19 protein-coding genes and 3 pseudogenes are annotated in these 22,751 nt (G+C 72.0%); 7 read left to right on the forward strand and 15 right to left on the reverse strand.

The window, feature by feature from the left end; translation table 11 throughout:
- Positions 1-121: 121 nt before the first annotated feature.
- On the forward strand, positions 122-1,465 hold the full coding sequence (locus ACFQZ6_RS14430) for a UDP-glucose dehydrogenase family protein (RefSeq protein WP_381608419.1): 1,344 nt from the start codon (positions 122-124) through the stop codon (positions 1,463-1,465).
- A gap of 82 nt (positions 1,466-1,547) precedes the next feature.
- Here the strand turns inward: ACFQZ6_RS14430 and ACFQZ6_RS14435 are convergent, their stop codons facing one another.
- Positions 1,548-2,051: a CGNR zinc finger domain-containing protein gene (locus ACFQZ6_RS14435; RefSeq protein ID WP_381608422.1), complete on the reverse strand. Its 504-nt coding sequence runs from the start codon at positions 2,049-2,051 to the stop codon at positions 1,548-1,550.
- Positions 2,052-2,165: 114 nt separating this feature from the next.
- Between ACFQZ6_RS14435 and ACFQZ6_RS14440 the strand changes: the two genes are divergently transcribed.
- Together ACFQZ6_RS14440 and ACFQZ6_RS14445 are read left to right on the forward strand one after the other, a co-directional pair.
- The gene (locus ACFQZ6_RS14440; protein ID WP_381608425.1) at positions 2,166-2,531 is read left to right on the forward strand and encodes a VOC family protein; all 366 of its coding nucleotides are present in this window, start codon (positions 2,166-2,168) and stop codon (positions 2,529-2,531) included.
- 37 nt (positions 2,532-2,568) lie between these two features.
- Positions 2,569-2,958 (forward strand): VOC family protein, encoded by a 390-nt coding sequence (locus tag ACFQZ6_RS14445; protein ID WP_381608428.1) that lies wholly within the window; start codon positions 2,569-2,571, stop codon positions 2,956-2,958.
- A 13-nt stretch (positions 2,959-2,971) separates the two neighbouring features.
- Here ACFQZ6_RS14445 and ACFQZ6_RS14450 read toward each other — a convergent pair whose 3' ends face one another.
- The 4 genes from ACFQZ6_RS14450 to ACFQZ6_RS14465 form a co-directional block, all read right to left on the reverse strand.
- Complete coding sequence (locus tag ACFQZ6_RS14450; protein ID WP_381608430.1) at positions 2,972-4,084, reverse strand: dipeptidase; 1,113 nt, start codon at positions 4,082-4,084, stop codon at positions 2,972-2,974.
- Between the two features lie 147 nt (positions 4,085-4,231).
- Positions 4,232-5,410 carry a dipeptidase gene (locus tag ACFQZ6_RS14455; RefSeq protein WP_381608434.1) on the reverse strand — a complete coding sequence of 393 codons (1,179 nt, stop codon included), beginning with the start codon at positions 5,408-5,410 and terminating at the stop codon, positions 4,232-4,234.
- Between the two features lie 26 nt (positions 5,411-5,436).
- Positions 5,437-5,976 (reverse strand): 5-(carboxyamino)imidazole ribonucleotide mutase, encoded by a 540-nt coding sequence (gene purE / locus ACFQZ6_RS14460; RefSeq protein ID WP_381608437.1) that lies wholly within the window; start codon positions 5,974-5,976, stop codon positions 5,437-5,439.
- Positions 5,973-7,112 carry a 5-(carboxyamino)imidazole ribonucleotide synthase gene (locus ACFQZ6_RS14465; protein ID WP_381608440.1) on the reverse strand — a complete coding sequence of 380 codons (1,140 nt, stop codon included), beginning with the start codon at positions 7,110-7,112 and terminating at the stop codon, positions 5,973-5,975. The genes purE and ACFQZ6_RS14465 overlap by 4 nt, the downstream gene beginning before the upstream one ends.
- A gap of 215 nt (positions 7,113-7,327) precedes the next feature.
- Between ACFQZ6_RS14465 and ACFQZ6_RS14470 the strand changes: the two genes are divergently transcribed.
- Complete coding sequence (locus ACFQZ6_RS14470; protein ID WP_381608442.1) at positions 7,328-7,867, forward strand: GtrA family protein; 540 nt, start codon at positions 7,328-7,330, stop codon at positions 7,865-7,867.
- Between the two features lie 17 nt (positions 7,868-7,884).
- Here the strand turns inward: ACFQZ6_RS14470 and ACFQZ6_RS14475 are convergent, their stop codons facing one another.
- Positions 7,885-9,156 (reverse strand): ATP-binding protein, encoded by a 1,272-nt coding sequence (locus ACFQZ6_RS14475; protein WP_381608444.1) that lies wholly within the window; start codon positions 9,154-9,156, stop codon positions 7,885-7,887.
- Positions 9,157-9,176: 20 nt separating this feature from the next.
- On the reverse strand, positions 9,177-9,854 hold the full coding sequence (locus tag ACFQZ6_RS14480) for a response regulator transcription factor (RefSeq protein WP_235457590.1): 678 nt from the start codon (positions 9,852-9,854) through the stop codon (positions 9,177-9,179).
- 367 nt (positions 9,855-10,221) lie between these two features.
- Here ACFQZ6_RS14480 and ACFQZ6_RS14485 point away from each other — a divergent pair, with 367 nt between their 5' ends.
- The gene (locus ACFQZ6_RS14485; protein ID WP_381608448.1) at positions 10,222-11,718 is read left to right on the forward strand and encodes an oligopeptide:H+ symporter; all 1,497 of its coding nucleotides are present in this window, start codon (positions 10,222-10,224) and stop codon (positions 11,716-11,718) included.
- Positions 11,719-11,819: 101 nt separating this feature from the next.
- On the opposite strand, the pseudogene ACFQZ6_RS14490 reads toward ACFQZ6_RS14485, so the two are convergent.
- From ACFQZ6_RS14490 to ACFQZ6_RS14505, 4 genes and pseudogenes are all read right to left on the reverse strand, one after another.
- Positions 11,820-11,961 (reverse strand): annotated as a pseudogene (locus tag ACFQZ6_RS14490) (peptidase); the annotation flags it as partial.
- Between the two features lie 119 nt (positions 11,962-12,080).
- Positions 12,081-13,033, reverse strand: a pseudogene (locus ACFQZ6_RS14495) (IS481 family transposase).
- A gap of 149 nt (positions 13,034-13,182) precedes the next feature.
- Complete coding sequence (locus tag ACFQZ6_RS14500) at positions 13,183-13,665, reverse strand: ATP-binding protein (protein WP_381608453.1); 483 nt, start codon at positions 13,663-13,665, stop codon at positions 13,183-13,185.
- 333 nt (positions 13,666-13,998) lie between these two features.
- A complete protein-coding gene (locus ACFQZ6_RS14505; RefSeq protein WP_381608456.1) occupies positions 13,999-14,376 on the reverse strand; it encodes an STAS domain-containing protein in 378 nt (125 codons plus the stop codon).
- Between the two features lie 238 nt (positions 14,377-14,614).
- Between ACFQZ6_RS14505 and ACFQZ6_RS14510 the strand changes: the two genes are divergently transcribed.
- The gene (locus tag ACFQZ6_RS14510) at positions 14,615-15,523 is read left to right on the forward strand and encodes an RNA polymerase sigma factor SigF (protein ID WP_381608459.1); all 909 of its coding nucleotides are present in this window, start codon (positions 14,615-14,617) and stop codon (positions 15,521-15,523) included.
- Positions 15,524-15,640: 117 nt separating this feature from the next.
- Here ACFQZ6_RS14510 and hutI read toward each other — a convergent pair whose 3' ends face one another.
- From hutI to hutU, 4 genes are all read right to left on the reverse strand, one after another.
- Positions 15,641-16,816 carry an imidazolonepropionase gene (gene hutI, locus ACFQZ6_RS14515; protein ID WP_381608462.1) on the reverse strand — a complete coding sequence of 392 codons (1,176 nt, stop codon included), beginning with the start codon at positions 16,814-16,816 and terminating at the stop codon, positions 15,641-15,643.
- A 32-nt stretch (positions 16,817-16,848) separates the two neighbouring features.
- Entirely contained in the window at positions 16,849-18,207 is a 1,359-nt protein-coding gene (locus ACFQZ6_RS14520; RefSeq protein WP_381608465.1) for a formimidoylglutamate deiminase, read from the reverse strand.
- A complete protein-coding gene (locus tag ACFQZ6_RS14525) occupies positions 18,204-19,406 on the reverse strand; it encodes an allantoate amidohydrolase (protein ID WP_381608468.1) in 1,203 nt (400 codons plus the stop codon). Before ACFQZ6_RS14525 ends, ACFQZ6_RS14520 begins: the two co-directional genes overlap by 4 nt.
- 71 nt (positions 19,407-19,477) lie before the next feature.
- Positions 19,478-21,142: a urocanate hydratase gene (gene hutU, locus ACFQZ6_RS14530; RefSeq protein WP_381608471.1), complete on the reverse strand. Its 1,665-nt coding sequence runs from the start codon at positions 21,140-21,142 to the stop codon at positions 19,478-19,480.
- A gap of 118 nt (positions 21,143-21,260) precedes the next feature.
- Here hutU and ACFQZ6_RS14535 point away from each other — a divergent pair.
- Positions 21,261-22,629, forward strand: a pseudogene (locus tag ACFQZ6_RS14535) (diaminopimelate decarboxylase).
- Positions 22,630-22,751 lie beyond the last annotated feature (122 nt).

Here is a 22,751-nt window from a genome sequence, read left to right on the forward strand (position 1 = left end):
GAATTTTAGAGGTCGCCCCGTGCCCAGGGATACGTGAGTTAGGCGACAGCGGGAAAGCTGCCCAAGGTGTCCGAGGGCTATGCTCGACCAGCGCATCCACGCCGTTTTCCCAGGAGCAACCATGGCCCTCAAGATCACCGTGATCGGTACCGGCTACCTCGGCGCGACCCACGCGGCGGCCATGGCCGAGCTGGGGTTCGAGGTGCTGGGGCTGGACGTGGTGCCGGAGAAGATCAAGATGCTCCAGCGCGGCGAGGTCCCGATGTACGAGCCGGGCCTCGAGGAGCTGCTCCGCAAGCACGTGGCCGGGATCGAGGGGGCCAGTGGGCGACTGCGGTTCACCACCGATTACGCCGAAGTCGCCGCTTTCGGTGACGTCCACTTCGTCTGTGTGAACACTCCGCAGCGGCACGGGGAGTACGCGTGTGACATGTCGTACGTCGAGGCCGCCTTCGCCTCGCTCGCGCCGCACCTGAACGGGGCCGCCCTCGTCGTCGGGAAGTCCACCGTGCCCGTCGGGTCCGCCGAGCGGCTCGCCGACTACCTCGCCGAGCACGCGCCCGCGGGGGACGCCGTCGAGCTGGCCTGGAACCCCGAGTTCCTGCGGGAGGGGTTCGCCGTCGAGGACACCCTGCGTCCCGACCGGATCGTCGTGGGCGTGCGCAGTGAGCGTGCCGAGAAGCTGTTGCGGGAGGTCTACGCGACGCCCGTCGAGGAAGGGTCGCCGTTCGTCGTCACCGACTTCCCCACCGCCGAGCTGGTGAAGACCTCCGCCAACTCCTTCCTCGCCACCAAGATCTCCTTCATCAACGCCATGGCCGAGGTGTGCGAGGCCGCGGGCGGTGACGTCGCCAAGCTGGCCGAGGCCATCGGGTACGACGACCGGATCGGGCGGAAGTTCCTGCGCGCCGGGATCGGGTTCGGGGGCGGCTGCCTGCCCAAGGACATCCGGGCGTTCATGGCGCGCGCCGGTGAGCTGGGCGCCGACCAGGCGCTGACCTTCCTGCGGGAGATCGACTCCATCAACATGCGCCAGCGCGGGCAGATGGTCGAGCTGGCCCGGCAGGCCCTCGGCGGCGGGCCGTTCCTGGGGAAGCGGGTCGCGGTGCTCGGGGCCACCTTCAAGCCCGACTCCGACGACGTCCGCGACTCCCCCGCCCTGAACGTCGCCGGTCAGATCCACCTCCAGGGCGGCCAGGTCACCGTCTACGACCCCAAGGGCATGGAGAACGCCCGCCGGATCTTCCCCACCCTCGGCTACGCCGACTCCGCCCTGGACGCCGTACGCGGCGCCGATGTCGTACTCCACCTGACCGAGTGGCGGGAGTTCCGCGAGCTGGACCCGGCCGCGCTCGGTGAGGTCGCCGCCGCCCGGGTCGTCCTCGACGGGCGCAACGCCCTCGACCCGGAGCTGTGGCGGCGGGCCGGGTGGACGTACCGCGCCATGGGGCGGCCCACCGCGTAGTCGTGACCGGCGACGCCGGTTCGGCCGAGGCTCAGTCGGCCGAACCGGCGTCTGCACGCATTCTGCACCACCAAGCTGTGCCTCACGTCCCCTTCGCCCGGTAGCGGCGCATCTTGGCGCGGGCGCCGCAGACCGACATGGAGCACCAGCGGCCCCGCCCCGCGGGGCTGCGGTCGTAGTACGCCCAGTGGCACTCCGGCAGCTCGCACGCCTTCAGGCGCAGCCAGGTGCCCGCGGTGAGGGCCTCGGCGACGGCCGCCGCGACGCGGGAGCGCAGATCGTCACCAGGTGGTTCCAGGCGCGCCGCGCCGTCCGCTGCGTCCACCGTCACGTACAGCGGGGCCGTCGCCAGCAGGTCGCCCAGCGGGGTGACCGGGGCGTGCGGGGGGTGGCCCGCGTGGGCCAGGCAGACCGCGCGCAGGGACTCCCGCAGGCGGCGCACGTCCGGCAGGTCCCGTTCCGCCACGCCGAAGCGGGCGCGGCCCTCAGCCGTGTCCAGGGTGTCGGCGCCCGAGGCCAGGTCCACCGTGTTCACCAGCGCCTCGATCAGGGCTAGACCGCCCGGTGCGGGCGCTCTGTCATTCATGGTTGCGAGGTTACCGGCTATACGGGATCATGCAGTAACCGCGTTACCGGTTGGCGGGGCTTATCCGGTAACCGACCGCGGTATCCGTCCCCCATCTGGTTAACGGAGGAAGTCATGGCTCTCGCCAAGCTGGACGTCGTCGCCCTGGACTGTGCCGACCCGCGCGCGCTGGCCGGGTTCTACGCGGGTGTCCTCGGCGGCGAGGTGGAAACCGAGGACGAGGGGTGGGTCGTACTGAAGGTGCCGGACGGGCAGGACCTGGCGTTCCAGAAGGTCGACGGGTACACCCCGCCGGAGTGGCCGCGCGCCGACCGCAACTCCCAGCAGCTCCACCTGGACCTCACCGTCCCGGACCTGGACGAGGCCGAGCGGGGCGTGCTGGAGCTGGGCGCGAAGGTGCTGGACGCCGAGGACCGGTCGCGGACCTGGCGGGTGTACGCCGATCCGGCGGGGCACCCGTTCTGCCTCTGCGCAAGCTGAGCACCGCATCCCTACGAGTACGGGAGGAGACACACCCATGCCACGCGTCGCCCGTTTCCGTTCCGTCGTCCTCGACTGCCCCGACCCGCGTGCCCTCGCGCGGTTCTACGCCGAGATCGTCGGCGGTGAGCCCGAGGGCGAGGACGCCGACTGGGTCGTCCTCCAGGTGCCGGGCGGGCCCCGGCTCGCCTTCCAGGAGGCCGAGGGGTACGTGCCGCCGGAGTGGCCGCGCGCCGACCGCAACGGCCAGCAGTTCCACATCGACCTCGACGGCGGGGCGACCTGGGAGGAGATCGACCTCGCGGAGAAGCGGGTGCTCGCGCTCGGCGCGCGGGTGCTGGACACCGAGGACTACGAGGAGAAGGGCTTCCGGGTGTACGCCGACCCCGCCGGGCACCCCTTCTGCCTCTGCCGTATCGATCACTGAAGTCCCCCGGCGGCTATCCGTCCAGGTCCGCGATCCGGGCCGTCGACGGCTCCCGGCGCTCCTGCGCCGCGCGTGCCGTGAAGTCGGCGGTGCGCAGGACCCGCTGCATGTTGCCCCAGGTGAGCAGGGCCAGGTCGGTCTCGTTCCAGCCGCGGCGGAGGAGTTCCGCGATCAGGTTGGGGTAGCAGGAGGTGTCGCCCAGCTCCTGCGGGTGGGCCGTCCCGGCGTCGTAGGTGCCGGACAGGCCCACACAGCCGGGGCCCGCCACCGCGCGCACGTGGTCCAGGTGGTCGGCCACGTCCCGGACCGTCGGTCCGGTCTGCTCGGCCGTCAGCGGGACCATGCACAGGCCCTGTACGGCACCCAGCTCGGCCAGCAGGTCGTCGGGCAGGTTGGCGGGGTGCGGGCGCAGGGCGCGGGCCGCCGAGCGGGTGAAGAGGACCGGCGTCTTGGAGGTGGCCAGGACCCGGGCGCTCGTCTGCTCCGAGGCGCCGGAGAGGTCGGCCAGCACACCGAGCCGGTTCATCTCCCGCACCACCTCCTCCCCGAACCGGGTCAGACCCGCCTCGCTCGCCCAGGACGTGCCGGTGAGGGTGAGCACGCGCAGGCCGAGGCTGTGCAGGGCGCGCAGGATGCCCAGGGAGTCGTCCACGGCGGCGGCCGTGGCGGGGCCGAGGAGCACGGCGACGCGTCCGCAGTGCGCGGCGTCGATGACCTGCCCGGCGCTGTGGGCGAGCCGTAGGCCCTCGGGGTGCGCCGCGACCACCGTGCGGACGAGGTCCAGTTGCTCCAGGGTGGCGGCCACCGCCCGGTTGGCGACCAGCCCCTCCGGCAGGTGCAGCGAGCAGAACAGCGCGCGGACGTGGCCCTGGCGCAGCCGGGGTACGTCCGTGTGCACGGCGCTCTCCCCCTCCTCCAGGTCGTACCAGGGGAGCAGCCGCAGCGCCCAGGGCAGTCCGCTGTAGCCGTCGGCGACGGGGTGGGCGGTCAGCAGGGCGTGTGCGCGGTCGAGCAGGGACGTGTCCGTGGCCGGGGTGGCGGTGGTGGGGAGGGAGTCGTCCAGGGGCAGCTCATCGAGTGCGGTGGCCTCGGTGGTGGGGTGCAGATCGTCCTGGAGTTCTGCCATGGCGGCCCTCCGTGCGTACGCGGTGATCGCTGTACGGCCACCGTCCCACGCGGCACGGAGGGCTTCCTGGTGGACGGGGCGTTCGGGGGTACGGGGCCGTCCGGAGGTACGGGGCCGTTCGGGGTACGGCCCCCGAACGCACCCGTGTCAGTCGTCCAGCTCTTCCAGCGTCGCGTTGGACGGGCCCCGGCTGGACCTCAGGTCCCGGGCGACCGACTCCGCCGCGTCCAGGACGCGGACCGCGTTCTGCCAGGTCAGCTTGGCCAGGTCGGCCTTGGACCAGCCGCGGTCGAGGAGTTCCGCGATCAGGTTCGGGTAGCCGGAGACGTCGTCCAGGCCGTGCGGGGTGAACGCCGTGCCGTCGTAGTCGCCGCCGATGCCGAGGTGGTCGACGCCCGCGACCTCGCGCATGTGGTCCAGGTGGTCGGCGACCGTGGCGGCGGTGGCGACCGGGCGCGGGTGCCGTTCCTCGAAGGCGCGGTGCACCTTCATCGCCTCGGGGGTGGTGTCGAGGTGGTGGAAGCCGTGGGCGCGCATGTTGTCGTCGGCCGCGGCGGTCCAGTCGACGGCGGCCTGGAGGACGAACTTCGGGACGAAGGTGACCATCGCGACGCCGCCGTTGGCGGGCAGCCGCTCCAGGACGTCGTCCGGGATGTTGCGGGGGTGGTCGCAGACGGCCCGCGCGGAGGAGTGCGAGAAGATCACCGGCGCGGTGGAGGTGTCCAGCGCGTCCCGCATCGTCGTCGCCGCGACGTGCGACAGGTCCACGAGCATCCCCTCGCGGTTCATCTCGCGGACGACCGTACGGCCGAACGCGGACAGGCCGCCGACCGCCGGGGCGTCGGTCGCGGAGTCCGCCCACGCCACGTTGTCGTTGTGGGTGAGGGTCATGTAGCGCACGCCGAGGGCGTACAGCGCGCGGAGCGTGGCGAGGGAGTTCGCGATGGAGTGGCCGCCCTCGGCGCCCATCAGGGAGGCGATCCGGCCCTCGGCGCGCGCGGCCTCCAGGTCGGCGGCGGTGAGCGCCGGGCGCAGGTCACGCGGGTAGCGGTCGAGCAGTTGCCGTACGCAGTCGATCTGCTCCAGCGTCGCCGCCACCGGGTCGCGCGAGTCCGCGCGGACGTACACCGACCAGTACTGCGCGCCGACGCCGCCCGCCCGCAGCCGGGGGATGTCGGTGTGCAGGTGAGCGTGCTGGTCGGTGGCGATGTCGCGGGCGTCGAGGTCGTAGCGGACCTGTTCGCGCAGCGCCCAGGGCAGGTCGTTGTGGCCGTCGACGACGGGGAACTCCCGCAGCAGGTGCCGGGCCTGGTCCAGTGCGGTCATGCCCTGGTCCGGGGCGTCCCCGGCCGTCACTTGGCGGCGCCGAAGCCGAAGCCCGCCGGGCCGTCCACCTTGGCGCGCAGCCGCTTGCCCTTCTCGGTGGCCTGGTCGTTCAGTTCCTGCTGGAACTCCCGCATCCGGGCGAGGAGGTCCTCGTCGTGCGCGGCGAGGATGCGGGCGGCGAGGAGTCCGGCGTTGCGGGCCCCGGCGACGGAGACCGTGGCGACCGGGACACCGGCGGGCATCTGCACGATGGAGAGCAGGGAGTCCATGCCGTCGAGGTACTTCAGCGGCACCGGCACACCGATCACCGGCAGCGGGGTGACGGAGGCCAACATGCCGGGCAGGTGGGCGGCGCCGCCCGCACCGGCGATGATCATCTTGAGTCCGCGGTCGGCGGCCCGCTCGCCGTAGGCGATCATCTCGCGCGGCATCCGGTGCGCGGAGACGACGTCGACCTCGTAGCCGACCTCGAACTCGTCGAGGGCCTTCGCGGCGCCTTCCATGACGGGCCAGTCGGAGTCCGACCCCATGACGATGCCTACGACGGGGCCTGCGGCGGTGCTCATTCGGTGATCGTCCCTCTCAGGTAGCCAGCCGCGTGGCGGGCGCGTTCCAGTACGTCGTCCAGGTGGTCGCCGTAGGTGTTGACGTGGCCGACCTTGCGGCCGGGCTTCACGTCCTTGCCGTACATGTGGATCTTCAACTGGGGGTCGCGGGCCATGCAGTGCAGGTACGCGGAGTACATGTCCGGGTAGTCGCCGCCGAGGACGTTGACCATGACCGTCCACGGGGCGCGCGGGCGCGGGTCGCCGAGGGGCAGGTCCAGGACGGCGCGCACGTGGTTGGCGAACTGGCTGGTGACCGCGCCGTCCATGGTCCAGTGGCCGGAGTTGTGCGGGCGCATCGCGAGTTCGTTGACGAGGACGCGGCCGTCGCGGGTCTGGAACAGCTCCACGGCGAGGTGGCCGACGACGTCGAGTTCCTTGGCGATGCGCAGCGCCATCTCCTCGGCGTGCAGGGCGAGGGACTCGTCCAGGTCGGGGGCGGGGGCGATGACCGTGTCGCAGACGCCGTCGACCTGCTGGGACTCGACGACCGGGTAGGCGACGGCCTGGCCGTGCGGGGAGCGGACGACGTTCGCCGCGAGTTCCCGTACGAAGTCGACCTTCTCCTCGGCCAGCACCGGCACCCCGGCGCGGAACGGGGCCTCGGCCTCCTCGACGGAGTCGACGACCCACACGCCCTTGCCGTCGTAGCCGCCGCGGACGGTCTTGAGGACCACCGGGAAGCCGTCCCCCTCCGCGGCGAACGCGGCCACGTCCGCGGGGTCGGCGACGATGCGGTGCCGTGGGCAGGGCACACCGATCGCGTCGAGCCGCGCCCGCATCACGCCCTTGTCCTGGGCGTGCACCAGCGCGTCGGGGCCGGGGCGGACGGGGATGCCGTCCGCCTCCAGGGCCCGCAGGTGCTCGGTCGGGACGTGCTCGTGATCGAAGGTGATCACGTCGCAGCCGCGTGCGAAGGCGCGCAGCGTGTCCAGGTCGCGATAGTCGCCGACGACGACCTCGTTCACGACCTGCGCCGCCGAGTCCTGGGGAGTGTCACTGAGGAGCTTGAACCTGATGCCGAGCGGGATGCCCGCCTCGTGTGTCATACGAGCGAGCTGGCCACCGCCGACCATGCCGACTACCGGGAACGTCACGCCCCCAGGGTATCCGGCGCGCCATCGTGGCCGGATCGCGGACCTCTCCCCCGGCCGCTCCCCCGTCCACTCCCCGGCCGCTCCCCCGTCCACTCCCCGGCCGCTCCCCCCTCCCCTCCCCGTCCGCGAGCGATCCCGCATCCGCGAGCGATCACTCAGGGGGGATGGTTAGCATGGCCGAGTTGACGAACCCGACGGATGGGGGCCGCACGACCATGGGACGTGCACTGCGACCGCGCCTCGAACGGCTCTGGCGCGAGGTCGCGAAGTTCGGCGCCGTGGGCGGTGCGGGCCTGCTCGTCAACCTCCTCGTGTTCAACCTGGTGCGCGCGGTGACCGAGCTGCCCGTGGTGCGGGCCAGCGTCATCGCCACCGTCGTCGCGATCGTCTCCAACTACCTGGGCTTCCGCTACTTCACCTACCGCGACCGGGACAAGAACCGCCGGACCCGGGAGATGACCCTGTTCCTGCTGTTCAGCGGGGCGGGGCTGGTGATCGAGAACGGGGTGCTGTTCCTGGCGACGTACGGGTTCGGCTGGGACAGCCCGCTGCAGAACAACGTCTTCAAGTTCCTCGGCATCGGGATCGCGACGCTGTTCCGGTTCTGGTCGTACCGGACGTGGGTGTTCCGGGCGCTGCCGCAGGTCGCGCCCGCGGAGGAGGCGGAGGCGGGGCCGATAGCGGTGCCCGTGCCCCTGCCGGAGCAGCTCGGCGCCGCCGAGCGGGTACGGCCCTCGCAGCGCGCCCAGGTCTGAGACCGGCCCCCGCCCGGTCACCGTACGGTGCGGCGCTCCTCCGGTGACTCCTTCCTGACCGGCGTACGCGACAGGAACAGTCCGAAGACCGGCGGTGCGGCCTGGAGCATCTCCAGGCGTCCACCGTCCGCCTCCGCGAGGTCGCGGGCGACGGCGAGGCCGATGCCGGTGGAGTTGCGGCCGCTGATCGCCCGCTCGAAGATCCGTGAGCCCAGGTCGGCGGGGACGCCGGGGCCCTCGTCGGTGACCTCGATGACGGCCTGGTTGCCGGTGACCCGGGTGCGCAGGGCGACCGTGCCGCCGCCGTGCATCAGGGAGTTCTCGATCAGCGCCGCCAGCACCTGCGCGACCGCGCCCGGGGTGCCGACCGCGTGCAGGTGCCGTTTGCCGGAGCTGACGATGGCGCGGCCCGCGCTGCGGTAGGCGGGGCGCCACTCGGCGAGCTGCTGCTGGATCACCTCGTCGATGTCGAAGGTGACGGCGGAACCGGTGCGCGGGTCGCGGGAGTTGGTCAGCAGCCGCTGCACGACGTCCGTGAGGCGTTCCACCTGCGCGAGCGCGATGGTCGCCTCCTCCTTCACGGTGTCCGGGTCGTCGGTGAGGGTGATCTCCTCAAGCCGCATCGACAGCGCGGTGAGCGGGGTGCGGAGCTGGTGGGAGGCGTCGGCGGCGAGCCGTCGCTCGGCGGTGAGCATCCGGGCGATGCGCTCGGCGGAAGCGTCCAGGACGTCCGCGACCCGGTCCAGCTCGGGGACGGCGTACCGCTTGTGGCGGGGGCGCGGGTCGCCGGAGCCGAGACGTTCGGCGGTCTCCGCGAGGTCGGTCAGCGGCGACGCCAGCCGGTTGGCCTGCCGTACGGCGAGCAGCACGGCGGCGATCACGGCGAGCAGCGCCACCGCGCCGATGATCAGCAGGGTGCGGGCGACCTCCTTCGTCACCGCCGAGCGGGGCTCCTGGACGGTGACCGTCTCGCCCTCCTCGCCGGTGCGGGTGGCCTCGATGACGTCGCCGTCCGGCCGCTCTCCGACCTCGATGGGGGCGCGGCCGGGGATGCGGATGACGGCGTACTGGTCGCCGCCGAACTGGTCTCCGAGGAGGTCGGCGGTGATCCGCTCGGCGGCGAGGATGCGGCTGTCGACGATGCTGGCCAGCCGGACCGCCTCCGACTCCACGCGCTCCTGGGCGCTGGCGGTGATGGTGCGGGTCTCCACGATGACGAGGGAGACGCCGAACACGGCGATCACCACGAGCACCACAGCGAGCGTGGACTGGATCAGTCGGCGGCGCATGTCCTCTTACCGGCTCGGTGCTAGCTCTTCTCGAAGCGGAAGCCCACGCCGCGCACGGTGGCGATGTAGCGGGGGTTCGCCGCGTCGTCGCCCAGCTTCTTGCGCAGCCAGGAGATGTGCATGTCGAGGGTCTTCGTCGACGACCACCAGGTGGTGTCCCAGACCTCCCGCATCAGTTGGTCGCGGGTGACGACCCGGCCCGCGTCCCGCACCAGGACCCGCAGCAGGTCGAACTCCTTCGCGGTGAGCTGGAGCTCCTCCTCGCCCATCCAGGCGCGGTGCGACTCGACGTCGATGCGCACGCCGTGCGTGGCGGGCGGCTGCTGGGGCTCGGCGGCGCCGCGCCGCAGCAGGGCCCGGACCCGGGCGAGCAGCTCGGCGAGGCGGAACGGCTTGGTGACGTAGTCGTCGGCGCCCGCGTCGAGGCCGACGACGGTGTCCACCTCGTCGGCGCGCGCGGTGAGGATCAGTATCGGCACGGTGTGCCCCTCGGCCCGCAGTCGGCGCGCCACCTCCAGGCCGTCCATGCCGGGCAGTCCGAGGTCGAGCACGACCAGGTCGACACCGCCCTGCATCCCCGCGTCCAGCGCGGTGGGTCCGTCCTCGCGCACCTCGACCTCGTAACCCTCCCTGCGCAGGGCGCGGGCCAGCGGCTCCGAGATGGACGCGTCATCCTCGGCGAGCAGTACACGGGTCATGGGGTGATGGTAGTCCGCCGCCGACAGCGGCCGGGCAGTGATCGCGTACCTCGGGTCCGCACCGGCCCCGCGCGCCCCCTCCCCCTTCGCGTGTCCCTGACGCGAACCTGCGTCTATAAGGTGGATCACAGGGAGACCCTTGGAAAGCGATCTACGGTTCCATCAATTCCTGTGATCCATCTCTCAAGTCCTTCCATTTCGTCCCGTGTCCTGCCGTATGGTGATCGCACGCCTGTAGCATCGTGAAGGACCTTCAGCGTTGTAGGCACCCCTACCCGCGCTGAGGGTCTTCTTTGTGTGCTGGAAGGAAACGACCCCCCACCGAGCGCGCACGCCACTCCGCGCGTCTTGACAGCAAGGAACGACCATGGCGTCCAGCCTGACGAAGGACTCGGTCACCCCGGGCACCCCCGGCACCGACAAGACCTTCTTCGGCCACCCCCGCGGACTGGCCACCCTCTTCATGACCGAGATGTGGGAGCGTTTCTCCTACTACGGCATGAGGGCCCTGCTCCCGCTGTACCTCGTCGCGGACGGCGGGCTGAACCTCAACGCGGCCACCGCGACCGCGATCTACTCCGTCTACGTGTCGCTGGTGTACCTGCTGGCGATGCCGGGCGGCTGGTTCGGCGACCGGGTCTGGGGCCCGCGCAAGACCGTCGCCGTGGCCGGTGCGGTCATCATGCTCGGCCACCTCACGCTGGCGCTGCCCGCCTCCGGCACCTTCTACGCCGGTCTCGGCCTGGTCGCCATCGGCTCCGGTCTGCTGAAGGCCAACATCTCCACGATGGTCGGCCACCTCTACGACGGCCCGGACGACCCGCGCCGCGACGGTGGCTTCACCGTGTTCTACATGGGCATCAACCTCGGCGCGTTCGCCGCGCCGCTGGTGATCGGCACCATCGGTGAGAACGTCAACTGGCACCTCGGCTTCGCGCTCGCCGCGCTCGGCATGGCGCTCGGCCTCGTGCAGTTCCTGCTCGGCAGCCGCCACCTGGCCGACCGCTCCAGCGTCGTCCCGAAGCCGCTGTCGGACGCCGAGAAGTCCAGCACCCTGCGCAAGGCGGCCATCTGGGCCGGTGTCGCGGTCGTCTTCTACGCCATCGTCGGCTTCTCCGGCGTCTACACCCTGAACTGGATCCTGGTCCCGCTGACCCTGCTCGGTGTGATCATCCCGGTGATGGTGCTGGTCAACATCAAGCGCGACAAGGAGCTGGACCGCGCCGAGCAGTCGAAGATGTCCGCGTACATCTGGTTCTTCGTCGCCGCGGCCGTCTTCTGGATGATCTACGACCAGGGCGGCTCGACCCTGTCGATCTTCGCGGACTCCTCCGCCGACAACAGCGTCCTCGGCTGGGAGTTCCCGGTCTCCTGGTACCAGTCGGTCAACCCGGTCCTGATCATGGCGCTGGCCCCGGTCTTCGCCTGGATCTGGCTGGCGCTGAACCGCCGCGGCAAGGAGCCCAGCACGATCGTGAAGTTCGCCTCCGGCCTGGTGCTGGTCGGCGTGTCCTTCTTCCTCTTCCTCGCCCCGCTGTCGATCGCCGAGGGCGGTCAGAAGGCGGCGGCGATGTGGCTGGTCGCGATCTACTTCACGCAGACCGTCGGTGAGCTGCTGCTCTCCCCCGTCGGTCTGTCCGTCACCACGAAGATGGCGCCCGCCAAGTACGCCTCCCAGATGATGGGCGTCTGGTTCCTGGCCGTCACCGCCGGTGACGCCACGACCGGTCTGCTCTCCATCGCGGGCGTCGACCTCAACAAGACCGGCATCGTCGCCATGGAGGCCACGCTCGCCGTGGTCGCCGGTGTCGCGGTCTGGATGTACCGGGGGAAGGTCAAGGGGCTGATGGGCAGCGTGCGCTGACGCGTGTGCCTACGGGGCCGCCGCATCCGAGGGGGATGCGGCGGCCCTTCGGCTTGTTCAGCGCGTACGGCGTCCCGTGCGTTCAGCGCGTACGGCGTGCGAACGGCGCTCTTGTCACCGATGGGCGTCTTGCACTGGTAGTCGACGTCGACGACCTCGGCGCGCCGTCAGTACCGCCGCTCCCGCCAGGGCCACGACGGATGCGAGCGCGGCGGTGTGGTTGCGGTTCGTCCGGTAGGACACGGTCGTCCCTCCGCCCCCTGACTTCCTGACGGCGCATCAGATCGGCCGTCAAGGTACGCCCGGGCACCAGAGGAAGGAAGACACGGGGCGCGGGGGAAGCGTGAGGACGGGGCGGCGCCCTAGGTGTATTGGCCCGTGAGGTTGGGAACGCGGCTGGCGGGTGGCTGACCTCTCAGCGCGGTGTGTCCGCGGTGGTGATTGTAGGTGTGCAGCCAGTTGGGGAAGGCGTCGCGTCGTTCCTGTTCCGAGCGGTAGGGGCGGGCATAGGCCCATTCGTCGAGCAGGGTGCGGTTGAACCGTTCGACCTTGCCGTTGGTCTGGGGCCGGTAGGCGCGCGTGCGCTTGTGCGTGATGCCGGCTGCGGCCAGGGCATCGCGCCACAGACGGGACTTGTAGCAGGAACCGTTGTCGGTCAGCACGCGCTCGACGGTGACCCCGCACGAGGCGAAGAACGCCTGCGCCCGCCCCCAGAAGGCGACGGCGGTTTCCTTCCTCTCGTCAGTGAGGATTTCGCTGTAGGCCAGGCGGGAGTGGTCGTCGACGGCGGTGTGCAGGTAGCTGTAGCCAGCCCCGCAACGCCTCCTTCGGCCCGCCTGGCGCCCCAGGACCTTGTGGCCGCCGCCGTCGGGGATGTTGCCGAGCTTCTTGATGTCCACATGCACCAGCTCGCCGGGACGTTCCCGTTCGTAGCGGCGTATGACGTGGCCGGTGGCCCGGTCCAGGTGCGTGAGGCGGGCCAGGCCGAAGCGGGTGAGCACCCGGTGGACGGTGGAAGGAACCAGCCGCAGCAGGCCGCGATCCGCGCAGGTCCCCAGCGGCGCAGCACACGGACCTTGATGATCCGCCGCTCGGTGCGGGTCGGGGTCCGCCGTGGGCTGGTGTGCGGGCGGCTGGACCGGTCGGCCATGCCCGCCTCGCCGTGCTGCCGGTAGCGGTCGGCCCATCGCTTGGCGGTGCTCACGGAGACTTGGAAGCGTTCCGCGGCCCGCCGCAGGGGCCAGTGGTCGTCCACGACGCAGCGGGCCAGGCGCAGTCGTCCGGTCTCGGTCAGGGGTGCATTACGGTGGGGCACGAGGGCCTCTCTGGTCGCCGGTGCAGATCTCGCAATCCACACCGAGCCAGAAGGCCCTCACCCATTTCAAGATCACACATCAGTGATCGCTGTCGCCAACCTCCGTGGACAGAACACCTAGGGGATGAGAGGGCGGGGCCTTCGGAGACCTACGCCGGTGCCGCCAGTTCCGCCCACACCGTCTTGCCCGTGACGCCGGGGGCGCGGACGACGCCCCAGTCCAGGCAGAGCCGCTGCACGATGAACATGCCGTGGCCGCCGGGCCGCCCCGCGCGGTGCGGGGTGCGCGGTGACGGCTGGCCCGTGCCGCGGTCGGAGACCTCGATGCGGATCACCTTGTTGTCGCAGGTGATCTGGAGCCCTTCCGGCCCCTCCGCGTGCAGACAGGCGTTGGTGACCAGCTCGGAGACGACGAGCAGCACGTCCTCGGCGACGGCCCGCTGGTCGGCGGAGGCGGCGGGCAGCCAGCCCCACGCGTGCAGCGCCTGCCGGGCGAAGTCGCGGGCCATGGGGACGACACCGCTCTCGCCGTCGAGGCTCAGCCTGCGGACCTGGCGCCCCGCGGACGCCCCGGAAGCGCCGCTGGGCTCGGGGCCGCGGTCGCCCGGCGGAAAGGGCCGGGTGGTGCTCATCAGCGCTTCACCTCACCGATTCACCAGTTCATGTGTCAAAAGTCACTACTCGGTCGCTACGGGGCAGTCACGGTCGTCACCACGACGTAGCCACTGTTCCGTCGCCACTGCCCAGTGTCGGCGCCCGGGGTCCGGGTTCGGTCACCGCCCAGTGTCAGGTTGTCTCCTGCCCGAGCGGACCGGGGGAACACCCCCCTTCCGCCCGGAACCCCGCTACGGCCGAAAAGCGCAGGCCACCGCGGGCGTCGAGGGTCGGTCAGCGCGGCCGGGTGCCGGTGCGGGCCGCGCGGACGGCACGGTCGCGGCGGCGCGGGGCGGGCCCGGCGCACGGGGTCAGCCAGCGTCGCCGGGGAGGGCGTCCTCCACGGTGTCGTGCACCGTGAAGACCGCGTCCGCCCCGGTGATCTCGAACACCCGGGCCACCACGGGCAGCATTCCCGCCAGATGGACCCCGCCACCGGCGGCCTCCGCCTTCAGCCGGGCGCCGAGCAACACGTTGAGCCCCGTGGAGTCGCAGAACTCCAGCCGCGAGCAGTCGATGACGAGGCGGCTGAGCCCTTTGGCGAGGCAGTCGTCGAGCGGCTCGCGCAACAGGTCGGCGGTGTGGTGATCCAACTCACCCGCCGGGGTCACGACGGCACTAGAGCCTGCTTCCCGCACCTCCACCAGAAGTCGGCCCGACTGTGCGCTGCCGACCGTCCCGTGGTCCATGCCGTCTCTCTCCCGAGGTCGTGGCTGCTTGTCCAATGCCCTCGAACACTACGCCTTCTCCACCGACTCCGACCACCGAACATCCGCCCAGAATCGGACATTTCTACACAGAACGCACTTGCGGTGGGCTCCGTGAAACGGGTAGGGCTAGTAAGGACACGTAACCAACACGGCCGGCTTTGGAGGCGCCGCACACCGCAGTGCACGTATTGGCTTCGGCAGCCATATGCCGAGAACGATGGAGGACATCATGTCACCCCGGCTCGACGCATCGCATACCCAGAGGGCGACGTCGGCATCCTCTTCGGACCATCCGGCCCTCGTCCCCTCCGACGACGACGTACTCGCCGGTCTCCCGGAGATCCCCCCGTACGACGAAGTGGCTCCCGGCGACGCGCGGGCCCTTTCCAAGACCCTCTTCGAGCGGCTGGAGTCCCTCGAGGAAGGCACCCACGAGTACTCGTACGTCCGTAACACGCTCGTCGAACTCAACCTCGCCCTGGTCAAGTTCGCCGCCTCCCGCTTCCGCTCCCGCAGCGAGCCGATGGAGGACATCATCCAGGTCGGCACGATCGGTCTGATCAAGGCCATCGACCGCTTCGAACTCAGTCGCGGCGTCGAGTTCCCGACCTTCGCGATGCCAACCATCATCGGCGAGATCAAGCGCTTCTTCCGCGACACCTCGTGGTCCGTGCGCGTCCCGCGGCGCCTCCAGGAACTCCGGCTCGACCTGGCCAAGGCCGGTGACGAACTGGCCCAGAAGCTCGACCGCGCCCCGACGGTCGGTGAACTGGCCGAGCGGCTCGGCCTCTCCGAGGACGAGGTCGTGGAGGGCATGGCGGCGTCCAACGCGTACACCGCCAGCTCGCTGGACGCCCAGCCCGAGGAGGACGACTCCGAGGGCGCCCTCGCGGACCGCATCGGCTACGAGGACCACGGCCTCGAAGGCATCGAGTACGTCGAGTCGTTGAAGCCGCTGATCGCCGAACTGCCCTCCAGGGACCGCAGGATCCTGTCCCTGCGCTTCGTCGCCAACATGACCCAGTCGGAGATCGGCGAGGAACTGGGCATCTCCCAGATGCACGTGTCCCGGCTGCTGTCGCGGACGCTGGTACGGCTGCGCAAGGGGTTGACGGTCGAGGAGTGACCCGTTGACCCGGTCACCCGGTCACCCGGTGACCCGTTGACCCGGTGACCCGGTCCTCTGGTCCTCCCGGGCTGACGGTCTGACGTCTGTGCCCTGGTGTGCCCCAGGGCACAGACGTCAGACCGCGCGGCGTCCCGCCCGCCACACCTGCGTGACCAGCGGCACCCCCGGCCGGTAGGCGAGGTGGACGTGGCTCGGCGCGTCGAGGACGACGAGGTCGGCGCGGGCGCCGGGGCTCAGCCGTCCGACGTCGTCGCGCCGCAGCGCCGCGGCGCCGCCCGCGGTGGCCGACCAGACGGCCTCGTCGGGCGTCATCCCCATGTCCCGCACGGCCAGCGCGACGCAGAACGGCACCGACGAGGTGTACGACGACCCCGGGTTGCAGTCGGTCGACAGCGCGACGGTGACGCCCGCGTCAAGCAGGCGCCGGGCGTCCGGCCACTCGGCGCGGGTGGAGAACTCCGCGCCGGGCAGCAGGGTGGCGACGGTACGGCTGTGGGCCAGGGCGTCCACGTCGGCGTCGGTGAGGTGGGTGCAGTGGTCGGCGCTGGCGGCGTCGAGTTCGACGGCGAGCCGCACGCCGGGGCCGTAGGAGAGCTGGTTGGCGTGGATGCGCGGGGTGAGGCCCTTCGCCTTCCCCGCGGTGAGGACGGCGCGGGCCTGCTCGCCGTCGAAGGCGCCCTTCTCGCAGAACACGTCGATCCAACGGGCGTACGGCGCGCAGGCGTCGAGCATCTCGCCGGTGACCAGGGCGACGTAGGCGGCGGGGTCGTCGGCGAGGTCGGGGGCGACGATGTGCGCGCCGAGGTAGGTGACCTCGTCGGTGTGCGCGGCGGCGATCCGCAGGGCGCGGGCCTCGTCCGCGACGGTCAGGCCGTAGCCGGACTTGGTCTCGAAGGTCGTGGTGCCCTGCCGGAGTGCCTCGGTGAGGTGGCGGGTGAGGTTGGCTTCCAGCTCCGCGTCGCTGGCGGCGCGGGTGGCGGCGACGGTGGTGCGGATGCCGCCCGCGCTGTAGGGGCGACCGGACATCCGGGCGTTGAACTCGGCGGTGCGGTCGCCCGCGAACAGCAGGTGGGAGTGGGAGTCGACGAAGCCGGGGAGGACGGCCCGGCCGCCCGCGTCGACCTGATTGTCAGTGGCGGGTGCTTTGCTTGTCTCACCGGTCCACACGACGCGGTCGCCCTCGATGACGACGGCCGCGTCCTGGACGAGTCCGAGGGGTGAACCGTCGCCGAGGGAGGGATCGTTGGTGACCAGCGTCGCGATGTTGCTGATGACGGTGCTGCTGCTCATGGCGTCCTCGTGGGGGGCGGAGTCGGTCGTCGTCAGGGGTGCAGGGCCTCGACGGCCCGCGCGAGGGCCTGCGGCACATCGGGTACGAGGGTGTGGACCCCGTCGCGTACGACGTGCCGCCCGCCCACGACCGTGTGCCGTACGTCCGCTGCCGCCGCGGCGAATACGGCGGTCTCGGCGCCGAGCCGTGGCGCTGGCCCCGCTGTCCTGACCGAGTCGAGGGCGATGGTCGTCAGGTCGGCCCGGGCGCCCGGTTCGATGGTCCCGGCGTCCGGCCAGCCGAGGGCGGCGTGGCCGTCGGCGGAGGCGGCGCGCAGCAGGGCCGCCGCGGTCCAGTGACCCCGGGTGCGGGTGCGCAGGCGCTCGTTCAGCTCCATGGCGCGGGCCTCTTCGAGCAGGTCGATGACGGCGTGGCTGTCGGAGCCGAGGGAGAGCGGTGAGCCCGCCCGCTGGAGGGCGGCGGCCGGTCCGATGCCGTCCGCGAGGTCCCGTTCGGTCGTCGGGCACATGCAGGTGCCGGTGCCGCTGCCGCCGATCAGGGCGATGTCCTCGCTGGTGAGGTGCGTGTTGTGGACGCCGGTGGTGCGCGGTCCGAGGACGCCGTGGTCGGCGAGGAGCTGGGCCGGGGTGCGGCCGTGGGCGGCCTGGCAGGCGTCGTTCTCGGCGGTCTGCTCGGACAGGTGCACGTGCAGCGGGGCCCCGCGTTCCTCCGCCCAGCGGGCGACGGTGGCGAGCTGCTCGGCGGGCACGGCCCGCACGGAGTGGATCGCCGCCCCGATCCGTGCGTGATCCCGTTCCTTGAGAACTGAACAGCGTTGCGCCCAGGCGTCGGCGGTGCCGTCGGAGAAGCGGAGCTGGTGGGTGCTGGGCGGCTGCCCGAAGCCGGAGGACAGGTAACAGGTGTCGAGGAGGGTGATCCGGATCCCGGCGTCGGCGGCGGCCTCGACGAGTGCCTCGCCCATGGCGTTGGGATCGGCGTAGGGGGTGCCGCCGGGGGCGTGGTGGAGGTAGTGGAACTCGCCTACGGCGGTGATCCCGGCGAGGGCCATCTCGGCGTACACCGCGCGGGCCAGCGCGCGGTAGCTGTCGGGGGTGAGCCGGTCGGCGGTGGCGTACATGACCTCGCGCCAGGTCCAGAAGGTGCCGGAGCCGACCTGGACGGTGCCGCGCAGGGCGCGGTGGAAGGCGTGGGAGTGGGCGTTGGCGAGCCCGGGGAGGGTGAGGCCGCGCAGGACCTCGGCGCCGGGAGGCGGGGCGGGCCGCTCCCGGCGCACGGCGGTGACGCGACCGGCGTCGACCTCCACCACCACCCCGGGCTCCACGTGGGTGCCGAGCCAGGCGTGCTCCAGCCAGTAGGTGCCCTTGGCCGCGTGGGCCGTCCCTGTGGTCACGTGCGGAGCAGTCCTTCCAGTGCGTCGGCGAGGGCGAGTACCCCGGCGACGCAGTCGTCCTCGGTCGCGTGCTCGGCCGGGGAGTGGGAGACGCCGGTGGGGTTGCGTACGAACAGCATGGCGGTCGGGACGGTGCCGGAGAGGATTCCGGCGTCGTGTCCGGCGCCCGTGCCGAGGACGGGGACCTTGAGGTCGGTGTCCCGGCCGAGGATGCGGGCCAGTTCCTCGCGCAGGGCGTGGTCGAACTCGACGACGGGGGTGAAGGACTCGCGGACCACGTCCAGGTCGACGCCGTGTGCCGCGGCGTGGTCGCGGGCGGCCTCCTCGACGCCGGTGACCACGGTGTCCAGGGTGGTCTGGTCGGCGGCGCGGGAGTCGAGCCAGCCGCGCACCAGGGAGGGGATGGCGTTGACGCCGTTCGGCTCGACGGCGATCTTGCCGAAGGTGGCGACGGCACCGGCGAGCCGCGCCTCGCGCCGCGCGGCGAGCACGGTCTCAGCGTACGGCGGCATCGGGTCGCGGCGGTCCTGGAGGCGGGTCGTCCCGGCGTGGTTGGCCTCGCCCCGGAAGTCGAACCGCCACCGACCGTGCGGCCAGATGGCGCTGGCCAGGCCGACCTGGTCGCCGGACAGGTCCAGCGCGCGGCCCTGCTCGACGTGGAGTTCGACGAACGCGCCGATGCGGGCCAGCCGTTCCGGGTCGGGTCCGATGGCGTCGGGGTCGTACCCGGCGGCCTCCATGGCGCGCGGCAGGGTCACGCCGTCGCCGTCGGTGAGCCGGTGCGCCTGCTCGACGGTGAGCTGTCCGGCGGCGAGGCGGGAGCCGACGCAGGCGAGGCCGAAGCGGGCGCCTTCCTCGTCCCCGAAGTTGACGATGCCGAAGGGCCTGCCGAACCGCGCTCCCCTGCGGCGCAGTTCGTCCAGCGCGGCGAACGCGGACACGACGCCGAGCGGCCCGTCGAAGGCCCCACCGTCCGGCACGGAGTCCAGGTGCGACCCGGTGACGACGGCGCCCCCGGCGGCCGGGTCCCCGGCCCAGGCCCACTGGTTGCCGTTCCGGTCCACCTCGTGGACCAGCCCCCGTGCCTCGGCCTGCTCCCGGAACCAGGCCCGGCATTCGCCGTCGGCGCCGGTCCAGGCGTAGCGCCGGTAACCACCGGAGCCGGGGTGCAGGCCGATCGGCAGCAGCTCCTGCCACATGCGGTGGAAGGAGGGAGCCGAACCCGCGCCCGGCGGCGAAACGGCCCCCACCGGAGAGTCGCCGCTCCCCCTCACGCCGAGTCGCCTTCCCGCATCGGCACCCGCACGCCCCGCTCCCCCGCCACCGACTCCGCGATGTCGTACCCGGCGTCGACATGCCGGATGACGCCCATTCCGGGGTCGTTGGTCAGCACGCGCCGGATCTTCTCGCCCGCCAGCGCCGTCCCGTCGGCCACGGTCACCTGCCCGGCGTGGATGGACCGCCCCATCCCCACACCGCCGCCGTGGTGGATGGACACCCACGACGCCCCCGACGCCACGTTGACCATGGCGTTCAGCAGCGGCCAGTCGGCGATCGCGTCGGAGCCGTCGAGCATGGCCTCGGTCTCCCGGTAGGGGGAGGCGACGGAGCCGCAGTCGAGGTGGTCGCGGCCGATGACGATCGGCGCGGCCAGCTCACCGGAGGCGACCATGTCGTTGAAGCGTTCACCGGCCCGGTCCCGCTCCCCGTAGCCGAGCCAGCAGATGCGCGCGGGCAGGCCCTGGAAGTGGACGCGTTCGCCCGCCATCTTGATCCAGCGGGCCAGGGACTCGTTCTCCGGGAAGAGGTCGAGGACGGCCCGGTCGGTCTTGTGGATGTCGGCCGGGTCGCCGGAGAGCGCGGCCCACCGGAAGGGGCCCTTGCCCTCGCAGAACAGGGGCCGGATGTAGGCGGGGACGAAGCCGGGGAAGGCGAAGGCGCGGTCGTACCCGGCGAGTTGGGCCTCACCGCGGAGGGAGTTGCCGTAGTCGAAGACCTCGGCACCGGCGTCCTGGAAGCCGACCATCGCCTCGACGTGCCGCGCCATGGACTCCCGGGCGCGCACGGTGAACCCGGCGGGGTCCTTGGTCGCGGCGTCGGCCATGTCCTCGAAGGCGGTGCCGAGCGGCAGGTAGGACAGCGGGTCGTGGGCGGAGGTCTGGTCGGTGACGATGTCGATGGGGGCGTCCATGGCGAGGAGCTGGGGCACCAGTTCGGCGGCGTTGCCGAGGACGCCGATGGAGAGCGGGCGCCGGGCGTCGCGGGCCTCCACCGCCAGCCGCAGGGCCTCGTCGAGGGAGTCGGCCTTCACGTCGAGGTAGCGGTGCTCGATGCGGCGCTCGATGGCGCGGGGGTCGCAGTCGACGCAGATCGCGACGCCGTCGTTCATGGTGACGGCGAGCGGCTGGGCGCCGCCCATGCCGCCGAGTCCGGCGGTGAGGGTGATCGTCCCGGCGAGGGTGCCGCCGAACTTCTTGGCGGCGACGGCGGCGAACGTCTCGTAGGTGCCCTGGAGGATGCCCTGGGTGCCGATGTAGATCCAGGAACCGGCGGTCATCTGCCCGTACATGGTCAGGCCGAGGGCCTCCAGGCGGCGGAACTCCTCCCAGTTGGCCCAGTCGCCGACGAGGTTGGAGTTGGCGATGAGGACGCGCGGGGCCCACTCGTGGGTCTGCATGACGCCGACGGGGCGGCCGGACTGGACGAGCATGGTCTCGTCCTGCTTGAGGGTCCGCAGGGTGCGCACCATCGCGTCGAAGGAGCGCCAGTCGCGGGCGGCCTTGCCGGTGCCGCCGTAGACGACGAGCTTGTCGGGGTGCTCGGCGACCTCCGGGTCCAGGTTGTTCTGGAGCATCCGCAGGGCGGCCTCCTGCTGCCATCCCAGGGCGCTCGGTTCCGTACCGCGCGGGGCTCGGACGGGTCGGGGTCCTGACATGAACTGCCTCCCGGGATGCTTGTTGCGGATTCCATTCACATCCTGGTCGCATGAATAGAGCTAGTCAATACGAGGGGTGGTGCGGCGCCCGGTTCACCGTGGATGTTTGGCTGAACGCATGACGCACGAAACAGGCACGGACGTGGAAGCAGCCGAGCGGGCGGCCCGGCGCGACGAGGCGGTGCGGGCCGCCGTGGAACAGGGGCTGGTCGGGCCGGGCAATCCGATCGTGGGACTGCTCGACGTCACCGGCATCCGCGCCTCGGCGGCGGCGCTGCGGGCGGCGTTCGACGAGGTCACCGCGCCGGGCACGCCGGTGCTGCACGCCTTCGCGGTGAAGGCGACCCCGCTGGTGCCGGTGCTGCGGCTGCTGCGCGACACGGGCCTGGGCGCGGAGGTGGCGAGCCCCGGGGAGCTGGCGCTGGCCCGCGCGGCGGGGCTGCCGCCGGAGCGGACGGTGCTGGACTCGCCCGCGAAGACCCCGGCCGAGCTGCGGGAGGCGCTGGCGCTGGGCATCGCGGTCAACGCGGACAACCCGCAGGAGCTGGACCGTATCGACGCCCTGATGCGGGTCCGCGCCGAGCCGCTCCCCGATCGGGCTGCGGGTGAACCCGCAGGTCGGGGGCGGTTCCATCGAGGCGCTTTCGACGGCGACGGCGACCTCGAAGTTCGGGGTGGCGCTGCGGGACGAGGGCGCGCGGGAGTGGGTCGTACGGGCGTACCAGGAGCGGCCCTGGCTGCGGCGGCTGCACGCGCACACCGGGTCGCAGGGCATCGCGCTGCCGCTGATGGCGCAGGGGGTGGCGCGGACGTACGAACTCGCCGAGGAGATCAACCAGCGGCTCGGTCGGCCGCAGATCGACACCATCGACATCGGCGGCGGGCTGCCGGTGAACTTCTCCTCGGAGGCGACGGCACCGACGTACGCCGACTACGCGCGGCTGCTGCGGGAGACGGTGCCGGGGCTGTTCGACGGGCGGTACGGGCTGGTGACCGAGTTCGGGCGGTCGCTGCTGGCGAAGCACGGCACGGTGGTGGCGCGGGTCGAGTACACCAAGAGCGCGGGCGGGCGGCCGGTCGCCGTCACGCACGCGGGCGTGCAGGTCGCCACGCGGACGGTGTACGTGCCGGGGGCGTGGCCGCTGCGGATCGGCGCGTACGACGACAAGGGGCGGCCGAAGGCGGGGCCGGACGTCGTGCAGGACGTGGCGGGGCCCGCCTGTTTCGCCGGGGACCTGCTGGCGGAGGGGCGTGCGCTGCCGTTGCTGGAGCCGGGGGACTATGTGACGGCGCTGGACACGGGGGCGTACTACTTCGCGCACCACTACGCGTACAACTCGCTGGCGCGGCCGGGGATCTACGGGTTCGGGCCGGACGCGGGCGGCGGGCGGGTGGCGTTCGCGGTGGTTCGGGAGGAGCAGTCGGTGCGGGAGATCGTGGCGGAGGCGGGCGGGGCGCACGGGGACGCGCTCACGGGGTTGGGGTAGCGGGGCGCGGGGCGGGGCGCGGGCGCGGTTGTCGGGTGCGGGTTCGTCGTGGCTGGTCGCGCAGTTCCCCGCGCCCCTAGGGAGCCTTCGGGCGTCCGCGTCACCAAGGCACCCCGCCCCAA

Origin of the sequence: Streptomyces flavalbus, from assembly GCF_042674625.1 — a bacterium.
Taxonomy (GTDB): domain Bacteria; phylum Actinomycetota; class Actinomycetes; order Streptomycetales; family Streptomycetaceae; genus Streptomyces; species Streptomyces flavalbus.

Excerpts from the sequence above, each read along its gene's own strand:
- hutU (WP_381608471.1), bottom strand. The coding sequence starts at position 21,142 with ATGTCAGGACCCCGACCCGTCCGAGCCCCGCGCGGTACGGAACCGAGC.
- ACFQZ6_RS14450 (WP_381608430.1), bottom strand. The coding sequence starts at position 4,084 with ATGGCAGAACTCCAGGACGATCTGCACCCCACCACCGAGGCCACCGCA.
- ACFQZ6_RS14525 (WP_381608468.1), bottom strand. The coding sequence starts at position 19,406 with ATGTGGCAGGAGCTGCTGCCGATCGGCCTGCACCCCGGCTCCGGTGGT.
- ACFQZ6_RS14440 (WP_381608425.1), top strand. The coding sequence starts at position 2,166 with ATGGCTCTCGCCAAGCTGGACGTCGTCGCCCTGGACTGTGCCGACCCG.
- hutI (WP_381608462.1), bottom strand. The coding sequence starts at position 16,816 with ATGAGCAGCAGCACCGTCATCAGCAACATCGCGACGCTGGTCACCAAC.
- ACFQZ6_RS14455 (WP_381608434.1), bottom strand. The coding sequence starts at position 5,410 with ATGACCGCACTGGACCAGGCCCGGCACCTGCTGCGGGAGTTCCCCGTC.
- ACFQZ6_RS14475 (WP_381608444.1), bottom strand. The coding sequence starts at position 9,156 with ATGCGCCGCCGACTGATCCAGTCCACGCTCGCTGTGGTGCTCGTGGTG.
- purE (WP_381608437.1), bottom strand. The coding sequence starts at position 5,976 with ATGAGCACCGCCGCAGGCCCCGTCGTAGGCATCGTCATGGGGTCGGAC.
- ACFQZ6_RS14430 (WP_381608419.1), top strand. The coding sequence starts at position 122 with ATGGCCCTCAAGATCACCGTGATCGGTACCGGCTACCTCGGCGCGACC.
- ACFQZ6_RS14505 (WP_381608456.1), bottom strand. The coding sequence starts at position 14,376 with ATGGACCACGGGACGGTCGGCAGCGCACAGTCGGGCCGACTTCTGGTG.
- ACFQZ6_RS14470 (WP_381608442.1), top strand. The coding sequence starts at position 7,328 with ATGGGACGTGCACTGCGACCGCGCCTCGAACGGCTCTGGCGCGAGGTC.
- ACFQZ6_RS14480 (WP_235457590.1), bottom strand. The coding sequence starts at position 9,854 with ATGACCCGTGTACTGCTCGCCGAGGATGACGCGTCCATCTCGGAGCCG.
- ACFQZ6_RS14435 (WP_381608422.1), bottom strand. The coding sequence starts at position 2,051 with ATGAATGACAGAGCGCCCGCACCGGGCGGTCTAGCCCTGATCGAGGCG.
- ACFQZ6_RS14510 (WP_381608459.1), top strand. The coding sequence starts at position 14,615 with ATGGAGGACATCATGTCACCCCGGCTCGACGCATCGCATACCCAGAGG.
- ACFQZ6_RS14445 (WP_381608428.1), top strand. The coding sequence starts at position 2,569 with ATGCCACGCGTCGCCCGTTTCCGTTCCGTCGTCCTCGACTGCCCCGAC.
- ACFQZ6_RS14485 (WP_381608448.1), top strand. The coding sequence starts at position 10,222 with ATGGCGTCCAGCCTGACGAAGGACTCGGTCACCCCGGGCACCCCCGGC.
- ACFQZ6_RS14500 (WP_381608453.1), bottom strand. The coding sequence starts at position 13,665 with ATGAGCACCACCCGGCCCTTTCCGCCGGGCGACCGCGGCCCCGAGCCC.